10 protein-coding genes are annotated in these 10,981 nt (G+C 66.1%); 5 read left to right on the forward strand and 5 right to left on the reverse strand.

What is annotated here, in order from left to right; translation table 11 throughout:
• Nucleotides 1-207: 207 nt before the first annotated feature.
• Nucleotides 208-2,514 (reverse strand): arylsulfatase, encoded by a 2,307-nt coding sequence (locus CCR94_RS12730; protein ID WP_104508228.1) that lies wholly within the window; start codon nucleotides 2,512-2,514, stop codon nucleotides 208-210.
• Nucleotides 2,515-2,872: 358 nt separating this feature from the next.
• On the opposite strand from CCR94_RS12730, the gene CCR94_RS12735 reads away from it, so the two are divergent.
• Both CCR94_RS12735 and CCR94_RS12740 read left to right on the forward strand, forming a co-directional pair.
• A complete protein-coding gene (locus CCR94_RS12735; protein ID WP_104508229.1) occupies nucleotides 2,873-3,838 on the forward strand; it encodes a protein-L-isoaspartate O-methyltransferase family protein in 966 nt (321 codons plus the stop codon).
• A complete protein-coding gene (locus CCR94_RS12740; protein ID WP_158254745.1) occupies nucleotides 3,835-4,503 on the forward strand; it encodes an HAD family hydrolase in 669 nt (222 codons plus the stop codon). The genes CCR94_RS12735 and CCR94_RS12740 overlap by 4 nt, the downstream gene beginning before the upstream one ends.
• A gap of 72 nt (nucleotides 4,504-4,575) precedes the next feature.
• Here CCR94_RS12740 and CCR94_RS12745 read toward each other — a convergent pair whose 3' ends face one another.
• Together CCR94_RS12745 and CCR94_RS12750 are read right to left on the reverse strand one after the other, a co-directional pair.
• On the reverse strand, nucleotides 4,576-5,901 hold the full coding sequence (locus CCR94_RS12745; protein ID WP_104508231.1) for a methyl-accepting chemotaxis protein: 1,326 nt from the start codon (nucleotides 5,899-5,901) through the stop codon (nucleotides 4,576-4,578).
• Nucleotides 5,870-6,613, reverse strand: a complete 744-nt coding sequence (locus CCR94_RS12750) for a PAS domain-containing protein (RefSeq protein ID WP_244594055.1) — start codon at nucleotides 6,611-6,613, stop codon at nucleotides 5,870-5,872. Before CCR94_RS12750 ends, CCR94_RS12745 begins: the two co-directional genes overlap by 32 nt.
• A 119-nt stretch (nucleotides 6,614-6,732) precedes the next feature.
• Here CCR94_RS12750 and CCR94_RS12755 point away from each other — a divergent pair, with 119 nt between their 5' ends.
• The gene (locus tag CCR94_RS12755; RefSeq protein ID WP_104508232.1) at nucleotides 6,733-7,536 is read left to right on the forward strand and encodes a class I SAM-dependent methyltransferase; all 804 of its coding nucleotides are present in this window, start codon (nucleotides 6,733-6,735) and stop codon (nucleotides 7,534-7,536) included.
• 6 nt (nucleotides 7,537-7,542) lie between these two features.
• Here the strand turns inward: CCR94_RS12755 and CCR94_RS12760 are convergent, their stop codons facing one another.
• Both CCR94_RS12760 and CCR94_RS12765 read right to left on the reverse strand, forming a co-directional pair.
• The gene (locus CCR94_RS12760; RefSeq protein WP_104508233.1) at nucleotides 7,543-8,283 is read right to left on the reverse strand and encodes an SGNH/GDSL hydrolase family protein; all 741 of its coding nucleotides are present in this window, start codon (nucleotides 8,281-8,283) and stop codon (nucleotides 7,543-7,545) included.
• Nucleotides 8,283-8,468 carry a hypothetical protein gene (locus tag CCR94_RS12765; RefSeq protein ID WP_146089989.1) on the reverse strand — a complete coding sequence of 62 codons (186 nt, stop codon included), beginning with the start codon at nucleotides 8,466-8,468 and terminating at the stop codon, nucleotides 8,283-8,285. Before CCR94_RS12765 ends, CCR94_RS12760 begins: the two co-directional genes overlap by 1 nt.
• A 67-nt stretch (nucleotides 8,469-8,535) precedes the next feature.
• Between CCR94_RS12765 and CCR94_RS12770 the strand changes: the two genes are divergently transcribed.
• A complete protein-coding gene (locus CCR94_RS12770) occupies nucleotides 8,536-8,892 on the forward strand; it encodes a DUF423 domain-containing protein (protein WP_104508235.1) in 357 nt (118 codons plus the stop codon).
• Nucleotides 8,893-9,287: 395 nt separating this feature from the next.
• A partial coding sequence (locus CCR94_RS12775; RefSeq protein ID WP_104508236.1) for an AsmA family protein occupies nucleotides 9,288-10,981 on the forward strand: 1,694 nt, incomplete at its 3' end.

The raw sequence follows: 10,981 nt of genomic DNA on the forward strand, positions 1-10,981 counted from the left end.
GCACCGATTGCGGCGATGTCGAAGCCTGCGCGATTCGCGACGTCATGCTCGACGTCCGCGACGCCATGGCCCTCATCCTCGACAAAACCTCCATCGCAACCATGCGCGCAAGAGGACTTAGAGCCGCTGCCCCAGGGCCGTAATCCTTCTCGTTTAGTCGGCTTACACCGCTTCGACCCGGGACTCCCGCTCCAAGCCGCCCTGGTTTCACTTGAGGTCGAAGGCGACGGTCCCGATGGTTCCGGTGAAGGCGAACGGGCTTTCGTAGGCCGGGCTGACGGGCGTGCCCAGATCCTTGCCGACGTCGAGGGTTTCGCGGAACGTGTTGGCGAAATTGCCCCATCCGCCCTCGCCGGCCGGCTTGCCGTTGATCGACAGCAGCGCCTTGCCGGGCGCCTGCTCCGGCTTGTCGACTGTGACCTCGACCGTGATCTCGGACTTTCCGGTCGGCAGGGGCTCGGACCCGACGATCCTGACCACTTGATGCTGGGCGGCGGTCACCTCGTAAACCACCTTGCCCTGCTTGACATAGAGCGCGAAGCCGCCCTCCCGTCCGCCTTCGGCGACGATCACCCCCTCGGCGCCGCCGGAGGGAATTTCGATGCCGGCGGTGATGGTATGGGAGCGCCCGCGCACGTTCGGCGCCAGCCGGACCGGCACGCGCTCGACGCCGTCGCGCAGCACGACATGGCCGCGCTCGGGCGAAGCCAGGGGCTGCGTTCCCTTGTGGGGAGCCAGCGGATAGACGTTGTTGCGTCTGGCCTCGCTGTCGAACAGTTCGACCAGCTCTTTCAGCTTTTCGGGATTTTTCGCGGCGAGATCGTGGGCCTGGCTGTAGTCCTCGTTGAGATTGTAGAGTTCCCAGGGATGCTGCCCGATTTCGGCCGTCTCCCAGGCGTCTCTTTGCCAGGGCAGCAGGTGGCGGGCGCCGGCCCACCAGCCGTCCTTGTAAATGCCGCGGTTCCCGACCATTTCGAAATACTGCACGGGATGGGTGGAGGGCGCCTTGGCGTCGAAGAAGCTGGCGGCGAGGCTCTTGCCTTCCAGCGGCAATTGCTCGACGCCATCGACGGTTTTTGGCGGCGTGATCCCGGCGAGTTCATAGATCGTGGGCGCGATATCGGTGACATGCTGGAACTGGCTGCGGATGGCGCCATGGTCCTTGATCTTCGCCGGCCAGGACACCACCAGCGGATCGGTCGTGCCGCCGAGATGCGAGGCGACCTGCTTGGTCCACTGGAACGGCGCGTCCAGGCCCCAGGCCCATCCCGCCGCATAGTGGTTGAAGTAGAGATCGCTGCCCAGTTCGGTGGCGATTTTGGCGCGATTTTCGAGCGTTTCGGGCTTGCCCTCGATCGTGCGGATATCGGTTCCCTCAAGCCCGCCTTCGGCGCTGGCGCCGTTGTCGCCCACGATATAGAGCACCAGCGTGTTGTCGCCCTGGCCCTCGTCGCGGATCGCCTGCAAAACCCGGCCGATCTCGTAGTCGGTGTGTTCAAGGAAGCCGGCATAGACTTCGGCCTGATGGGCCAGCAGTTTCTTCTGCTCGGGCGACAGCGAATCCCAGGCCGGCAGTTCCGCCGGGCGCGACGTCAGCTCGGCATTGGCGGGGATCAAGCCCTGCGCTTTCTGCCGCGCGAAAGTCTGTTCGCGCAACTTGTCCCAACCCTGGTCGAACTCGCCCTTGTGCTTGTCGATCCACACTTGCGGCACGTGATGCGGCGTATGCGTGGCCCCGGTGGCGAAATAGAGGAAGAAGGGTTTGTCCGGCGTGACGGCGTCGTGCTGGTGCAGCCATTTGATGGCGTCATTGGCCAGATCGGTGGTCAGGTGATAGCCGCTCGCGGGTGTGGCGGACGGCTCGGCGGCGACCGTGTTGCGGAAAAGGCGGGGCTCCCACTGGTTGTCGGCGCCGCCCTGGAAGCCATACCAATATTCAAATCCGAGCGAGGTCGGCCAATGCTCGAACGGGCCGGTCGGTCCGGCCTCCCAGGCGGGCGTGTTGTGCCATTTGCCGAAGGCCGCCGTGCTGTAGCCGTTGTCCTTCAGCACTTCGGCCACGGAGGCGGCGCTTTTCGGCCAGCTCGCATTGTAGCCGGGATAGCCGGTCGCGCCCTCGATCACCGTGCCGAAACCGATCTCGTGATTGTTGCGCCCCGACAGCAGCGAGGCGCGGGTCGGCGAGCACAGCGAATTGACGTGAAAACTGTTGTAGCGCAGACCCTCGGCGGCCAGCTTTTCGAGCGCGGGCGCCTTGACGGGGCCGCCGGTGATGGAGGTGGCGCCGAAGCCGACATCGTCGAGCAACACCAGCAGAACGTTGGGCGCGCCGGGCCTGGCCTTCGCTTGTTGGCGCCAGTCCGGCGTGGATTTGTCCCGGTCGGCGTCGATCTTGCCGGCAAAGGGCGGCGGCGCTTTTGGCAGCGCCTCCTGCGCCCGCCCGCCTGAGGCCGCAAGGAGCGCGATGGCGCTGACGGTCAGGGCGCCGGTCCACGGGCGTTTGCGAAGTCTCATAATCGTCTCCAAGCGTGCGGGCGCAAGCGCCTCGATTGCGAGCGCGACGCCTTGGGGTGTCGGCCGGGGCGGCGCGCCAATTCGGGAGGCCGTCGCAGGGGCGCGGTCGGCGCCGGGTCGATGACCCAACGCGTCAAGTCTATATATAAAAATATAATTTGCATCGGATTATTATTCTTTTTGCGCGGTGTTTTGGAGCACGCCATCCTCTTCCGCGCGGCGGCGCGTTTCGGGGGCCGCGCGCCGCCATGAGATGCGCATGAAACGCGCGGCCCCTTACGGAGCGCGCCCCTTTGGAGCGTTGACAAGACAAGCTATTGAATACTAGTCTTTACGTAGTCTTTAAGGGAGTTTCGCCGTGCGCGCGCCCGTTCTCGCCCTCGCCGCCTCCTGGCGAAACATCCTGCCCCTTCGGCCCAAGGCCGTGACCGTTCGCGAGGCGGAGGTTTTGGAGTTCCGGACCGACATGCTGGAGATCACCCGGCTGTTTTACGCCGAGGAGCTGATGGCTTTGGCGGGCGCGAAAAATCCCGCGCTGCTCTCGGCTTTCGCCCGCGTCCCCCGCGAGCTTTTCCTCGGTCCAGGCCCGTGGCGGGTAATCAGCGAGCAGGCGCCGTCGGGACTCCGCACCACCGATGATGACGATCCGCGCCACATCTATCACAATCTCCTCGTCGCCCTCGACGAGACGCGCGGCGTCAATAACGGGCTGCCGAGTCTTTGGGCCTTGCTGATCGACCGGCTTGCGCTTTCGCCCGGCGAGACGGTTTTGCATCTCGGCTGCGGCTCCGGTTATTATTCGGCGATCATGGCCGAAATGGTCGGCGACTCCGGCAAGGTGACGGCGGTCGAGATCGACGGCGACTTGTTCAGGCGCGCCCAGGCCGTCCTGAAGCGCTGGCGACAGGCCGAACCCATCCACGCGGACGGTTCGGCTTTTCGGGGGGAAAAGTACGACGCCGTGGTCGTCAGCGCCGGCGTGGCCTATCCGCCGCGCGCCTGGCTTGACTCGCTCAAACCTCGCGGTCGCCTGCTGTTTCCGCTGACCGCGGACGAGGGGCGGGGCGCGATGGTTCTGGCGCGGCGGCGCGACGACGGCGATTGCGACATCGATATCCTCGGCGCCGTTCGTTTCATCGGGTTCTCCGGATTGCGCGACGCCGAGGCCAACGACCGTCTGGCGCGGGCTTTCGCCCGCGCGCCGGCGAGCGACATCAAGTCATTGCGGCGCGACGCCCATGCCGAGGACACGAGTTGCTGGCTGCATGGCGAGGATTTCTGCCTGTCGCGGCGCGAACCGACTCCGGGTGGATCGACGCGGTGATCGTCCTGTTCGATCTTGATGGAACGCTGTTCGATCACGCCGGCGCCGACCACGAGGCGGCGCTGGCCCTGCGCGCCGTCCTTGCGCCAAAACTCCCCGAAAAAGCCTTCCTGACGGAGTGGCGGATGGCGGAGATCCGGCACTATTCCCGTTATCTGGCCGGCGAAATTTCCTTCGCCGAACAAAGGCGCGCGCGTGTGCGCGCCGTCGCCGGCGAGCGGTTGAGCGACGCTGAAGCCGATCTGGCGTTCAACTTCTATTTTTCCGCCTACCGCAACGCCTGGCGGCTGTTCGAGGACGTTCGACCCTGCCTTGCGGCCCTGTCCGGGCTGCGCCTCGGCCTCGTCACCAATGGCGACGGCGCCGTGCAGCGACGCAAGATCGAGGCGCTCGGCCTCGCCGAGTTTTTCGACGCCGTGGTGATTTCCGGCGAGGTCGGTCTGGCCAAGCCGGACCCGCGCATTTTTGCGCTGGCTTGCGCGCGGCTTGGCGCGGAGCCCGCCTCGGCCCTGTTCATCGGCGACGACCGCCGCCTCGACGCCGAAGCCGCCAGCGCCGCCGGCCTGCGCGGGCTTTGGCTCGACCGGCTGGGCGCGGACGCGCCGGACCCAATTCGCGTTGCAAGCCTCGTTGAAATTCCGGCGCTGTGCGCGGCGGCCGGCTGAAGCCTGCGGAGTTGGAGACAATCATGTGAAGCGGTCGTTCTCGCGCAGGCGGCGGACGGGCCGGCCCTGGCTTTAAGACGCTCGCTTCCGGGCGCCCGCCGCTTCGCGCGCCTTGGCGAGAAAGCTGGCGACGGATTGGTCGAGCCGACCGGATTCACTGGCCAGCGTTCCGGAAATGGAGGCGACGCGATCGGCGGCGACGCCACTGTCGTTGGCGGCTTTCATCACTTCATCCGCGTTGACCGTCACCGCCGCCGTCGCATTCGAGACGGTGTGCATGGTGCGGGCGATTTCCTGCGTCGCCGACGTCTGTTGCTCGGTCGCCGTTGAAATCGCCGTGGCGATGTCGAGAACGCGCGAGGACGTATGCGCGATATCCTCGATCGACAGCGTGCTCACATCGGCTTTCTGCTGGATTTCGGCGATTCGATTGCGAATCTGATCCGTCGCCTCGGCTGTTTGCTGCGCCAGCGCCTTGACCTCGTTGGCGACGACGGCGAAGCCGCGTCCGCCTTCGCCGGCGCGCGCCGCCTCGATGCTGGCGTTGAGCGCCAAGGTGCGGGTCTGGTTGGAAACGGAGGTGATCAGATCGACCACGCCGGCGATTTCCGCAATGGCGGCGACGAGACCGGACACCGCCTGACGCGCCACATCGGTCTTCTCCTCCGCCGAACGCGCGACGTCCAGCGCGAGCGACGTCTGTTGCGCGATTTCGGCGGCCGAAGCCGTCAATTGCTCCGCCGCTGAAGAAACCGTCGAAACGCTTTGCGACGTTTCGCCGGCTTGCAGCGTGATGTCGCCGGTGCGGGTTCGCGTGTTGGAAACAGTGGCCAGCATGCTTTGCGCCGCGCTGTCGAGCACGCCGACGTCACGCGACACGGCGCCGGTGACCGCGCCGACCGTCTGCTCGAAATCGACGATCACCCGCGAGAATTCCTCCTTGCGCTTGCGGATCGCGTCCACCGCCTCGTTCATCGTTCGGGCGGCCAGCGCATAGGAGCCGGCGAGGCCCCGCTCGACGATGAGGCGATGCAGCAGGTCGTCGCGCACACTGGCCAGGGTCGCGCTCGCTTCGCGCGCGAAGGCGTCGGTGAGGTCGAGAGCGCGGTTGAGATTGTCGGCGGCGACCCGCAAATCGCCCCCTTCATCAAGGAGAACGATGCGCGCTTCGAGGTCGCCCTTCGCGGCGCGGCCCAATGCGTCGCTGATGGCGCGGATCGTCAACTTGGTCTGGTTCAATCGCCACAGGGCGAGGATCAGCGCGGCCGCCGTCGCGCCGACGAAAATTCCGGGGCCAAATTCGTTGGAAGCGAGACAGATCGAAGCGACCACAGCGGAGGCGAACGCGGCGGCGCGGACGAGTCCGTCAGCTTGCGAGAGAGAAGACATACTGATCATAGGAAACACCGGCGTCTCGGAGAATGGAGTTCAGGCGCTCGACGGAACTTTTCAGCCCGTCGGCGCGGTTGGCGGCGCGATCCTCGATCGCCTTCAATTCGCGATAGATCGGCGCGACCGTATCGACCGCGGACCGATCCGGGACCCGGCGGTTGGAATGATAACCGATGATCTGGCCGTCGGCGCCAAAGCTTGGCGTCACATGCGCATGCACCCAGTAGTGATCGCCGCATGACGTCATGTTGAGGACATAGGCGAAAATCTCCTGTCCTGCTTGCAGCCGCGACCACATCAAAGCGAAGACCGCGCGCGGCATGTCGGGATGGCGCACGACGGAATGCGCCGCTCCGACGACTTGAGACTCCGTCAGTCGCGCGACATCCAGGAAGACTTTGTTCGCATAGGTGATGACGCCTTTTGGACAGGTCTTGGACACGATGATGTCGCTGGGCGGGAAGGTTCTCTCGACGCCGGTTAACGCGACATGGGTGTGGAGTTTTTGTCGGAGCGGCCCCGGCTTGGAGCGGAAGGGGATCAACTTGAGCATGCGGTGGAATTCCAGAAACGATTCGATTGCGCCGCAGACCAACGTAAGCGCCGAAACTTGTGTGCAACTTGAGAGGTTTAGCCCCTTCAGGGCCATGGCGGGACGGTCGCCGACCGCGTCGGAGAGGTCAGCCATGCGCTCCGCCGCCATCCGCGTCGCGTTCACGCCTCCCGCCCTTGTGGCGACAAAAGTCTTGCCGTGCGTTCATCGAACGCCGCGCCGCGCAACGCGCCGTTAAACCACATCCCCTACCATGCCCGGAAACATCTGTTTCCGAAGCCGCCATGACAGACGCTCTTCACCAGTTCCAAACCACTTGTGACCAGACCGGAGCCTCCCCCACCGCCGACATCCGCCGGATCGTCGCCGACCTCGGCTATCCCGCGCGTTGGAACTGGTGCTGGGAAAACTACAAGCCGACCGTGATCGAACTGTCCCGCGCGCGGGGCTTGCGCCGCCATCTCGAAATCGGCGCCGGCCGCGATCCGCTGTTCCAACCGGACGAAGCCACGCAACTCGACCTGGACATCACGCTGAACGACATTTCGGCGCATGAGCTTTCCCTGGCGCCGTCAGGCTATGGCAAGGTGCTCTGCGACATCGCCGCGCCCGACGCCCCCGACATCGTCGGGCGCGGCGCCTATGATCTCGCCTATTGCCGCATGGTGATGGAGCATGTGCCCGATGTCGCGGCGATGTGGCGCAATATCGGGGAAGCGCTCACGCCCAACGGCGTCGCGCTCGCGTTTTTTCCGACGCTCTACGCCCTGCCCTATGTGATGAACCGCCTGATACCGGAAAAGCTGTCGCGTGTCCTGCTGGAAACCGTGTTTCCCGAGCGCAAGCCCGATGGCGACGACCCGAAATTCCCCGCCCATTACGATTTCTGCTTCAGCGGCGAGGACAGGCTGATGCCGATGCTGCGGCGGGCGGGTTTCTCCAACGCCGTCATCCTGCCGTTCTGGGGCTATTCATATTTCTCCAAATTTCCCATCCTTCGCGACGTGGACGCGGCGTTCAACCGATTGGCGGAGCGGCGCGACTGGCGCGCGGCGTCAAGCTTCGCCTATGTGGTCGCGACCAAGTAGCGAGGCCTAAGGCGGCAGCCTTCGATTGATTTCCTGCGTCAGCGCGGCAAAACCCTGTTGGTTGAGTTTCAGCCCGTTACGGCCCCAGATGTGCGGCGTCCGGCGGTCGTCGCCGCCGAGCAGGCGGGGAATGTCCAGAAGCGCGATGCCCTGGCGGTCGATCTCGGCCTGCCGGGCGCGCAACGCGGCATTGGCCTGCGCGGTGAAATCGCGGATGCTCTCATGCCAGAACGGCCGGCGCAGCGCTTCCGGCTCGAACGGCGGCAGCACCGTGGTCACGATGACCTGGCCGCCGGCGGCGCTCGCCATCCGCGCGAGGCGCAGCAGGCGCTCCGCCGCCTTGGCGGCATAATCCGGCAGGCGCTCGGGCGCGGCGAAGGACGCGCCAACCGCGTCGTAAACGCCGGAGGTCAGCACCACCACATCGCCGGGACGCAGAAAATCGAAACGGTCGAACCTTTGTTCGAGCTGCGCCGTGGTCTCGGCGAACATGCCGCAATCGACCGCCTCGTAGCGCGGGTCAAAACCCTCCAGCGGCCATTCGTGGGCGGCGGAATCGCCGACGATGTAGATGCGCGCCCGCCGCGCCTCGCTGGCCGGCTCCACGTCGAAACATTTGTTCGACGCGGGATCGAAGCCGTCGAGATAGGCGACTTTTCGCGCGATCCAGGCGTCGCGCCCGATGTCGGCGACGACGGTCAACGCCAATGCGCCGACGAGGCCCAACAGCGCGCGCCGCGAAACCATCACGCCGCCACAAGCGCCGCACGGACCGCGCCACGGCGCTCGACAGGACGTTCGAGCGTCGGCGGATTGGCCCGGAAGGCGCTGTAGGCGGCTTGCGACATGGCGCCGATCATGACCTCGTCCCTGGCTTTACGCAAGGCGCCGGAGCCGACGACGACGCCGTGGAACTTTTCTTCCGAAGTCATGTTGGCTCCGCTGACTTCGCGCCGCATAGTGTCGCCAAATGCTTTCGCAAAAACAAGAGTCCACGCCATGAGCAAAATAAACGCGACTTTGGCCGCATGGGCGGGCCTGATGGGGGCCTGCGGCGTCGCTTCCGCCGCCGTCGCCGCCCATCTCGCCGGCGCGGAAAAATTGTCCAGCGTCGCCCTCATCCTGCTCGCGCACGCCGCCGCCCTGCTGGCGCTCACCCAGCGCGCGGGTCGGCTCTTCCTCGTCGCCGCATGGGCGATGGCCTGTGGCGCGACGCTGTTTTCACTGGACGTTTGTCTGTTCACGCTGCGTGGCGCGCATCTGTTTCCGATGGCCGCGCCGACCGGAGGGACCATTCTTATTCTCGCCTGGCTGACGGTTTTTATCGCCGCCGCAGCGGAACTTGGCAGGAAATGAGCGGAACGCTTCCTTAACGGCGCCCCCCTGGAGCGTAAGCCTCGGCGACAAGGAATGGCGCGCGCGTTCATTTTTCGTTAGCCGCGAATTTCAATCATCTTTGCGCTCCTTGAGCGCGCGGGCGCACTTTTTGCCCAACATCCACTTGAATTTGCCAGGGGATGCTCCAAACTACGTAACAAGGAGACCATCATGATCCTTGCCGCAGCCACCGCACTCGCCCTCCTGTTGCTCGCCGCCTCGCGTCGGCCCGCGCCCGTGCGCGTCGCCGTCAAGGCGCGGCGCCCGCGAAACCGATGAACTGTCCGCCAGCGCTCTGGCCTTGGCCCGCATGAACGCGATCTCCGGCGCATAAATCTGTTTTCCTCGGCAAGGGGCGCGTCTATCCTGCGGCGATGACATTCAGCTTAACGATCAAATCGGTTCTCGCGGCGGCGGCGCTGGCGCTTCTGGGGCTGGCGGTCGCGCCTTGGACGGTGTCGCAGAGCGCGCAGGTCGTGGCTCTGGAGCAGCAGATCCGAGACCGCGCCGGCCTCGACCTCGTCAGCTACGGTCGCTCGGTGTTCGCCGTGCTGCCGCGCCCGCACATCCGCATCTACGACCCGCAATTGCGCGACGCCGACGGCGAACTGACCGTTTCCGCAAGCTCGATCCGGGTCGATCTCGGTTTCGGCGGCTTGCTGATGGGGGGACTCGACCTCGCGCGGGTGGAGCTGACGGATGCGGCGCTCACCCTGGACGCGACGCGCCTGCCCGCCACGATCATCGCCGCCTCCGCCCGGCCGAAGGGCGGACTCGGCGATGTCGAGATCGTTCGCGGCAAGGTTTATCTGCGGCGCGCCTGCGTCGAACGGCCAGAACTCGTGGCCGACGACGTCACGGCGCGGCTGGACTGGAGCCGCGTCGGGGCGCCGCTGTCGCTCACGGGCCACGCCCGTCTGCCCGCGATCGGCGAGGATCATCAACCCTCGCGTTTCGCGCTGTGGTCGGCGCAGCCGGACCACTTGCTCGGCGCGGGAACCAGCGCGCTCACCCTCCGATTCGAGGATGAGGGGCTGCAGATCATCCTCAACGGCGCGCTGACGCTGGCGCCAAGGCCGCGTTTCGAAGGGCAGGTCACCGCCTCCGCCGCCTCGCTGCGCACGGCGGCCGGCTGGTTCGGCGTGCCCATGCCGCTGCCCGGACCCTATCGCGACGCCCTGATCAAGGCCGACGCCACGCTGGACTCCGGGCAACTCGGCCTCACCAACCTGACGCTTTCCGTGGACGGCAATGCGCTTGACGGCGCCGCCTCGATCCGATTCGACGGCCAGCGGCCCTCCGCCTCCGCGACGCTCGCCAGCGCCTCGATCAATTTCGCGCCCATGTTCGAGGACTATCCGAGCGCCGCGGCCAACGGCGCGTGGAATCGGGACGCCTTTCCGCCCGCGCGTCTCGGCGCAGCCGATCTCGATCTGCGGCTGTCCGCCCGGCGCGCCCGGCTCGGCGACCTCCAGCTCGAGGACGCCGCGCTCTCCGTCATCCTGAAAAGCGGCCGGCTCGACCTGTCGCTCGCCCAGGCGCGCGCCTATTCCGGCGTGGCGCGGGCGCGCGCGGTGATCACCGACACCGAGCAGGGGCTGGACATACGCGGCGCGCTGGCGGCCGAAAAGCTCGACATCGCGCCGCTGCTCTGGGACACCGCCAAACGCCAGATTCTGAACGGCGCGGCGGGGGTGACGGCCAGTTTCGAGACCAGCGGCAATTCCTTCGCCGATCTCGCCTCCCATCTCGACGCGCGTGGCGATTTTTCGGTGGCCGCCGGGGAAATCTACGGCCTCGACCTCGACCTGGCCTTCCGCCGGATGGAGCGCCGGCCGCTTTCGGTCGGCGCCGACCTGCGCTCGGGACGCACGTCGTTCGACCTGCTGTCGGGCAAGTTCAACATGGCGCAGGGCGTCGCCGACGTCGAGGAGGGCGCCGTGCGGGGCGGCGCGATCACGCTGTTCTACTCCGGAAGATTGAATTTCGCCGAGCGTTCGGTCGAGTTGCACGCCAACGCCAATCGCGCCGAAGCCGAACTGCAACCCCTTGCCGTCGGCTTCGGCGC

Source organism: Rhodoblastus sphagnicola (assembly GCF_002937075.1).
GTDB classification, from domain to species: domain Bacteria; phylum Pseudomonadota; class Alphaproteobacteria; order Rhizobiales; family Beijerinckiaceae; genus Rhodoblastus; species Rhodoblastus sphagnicola.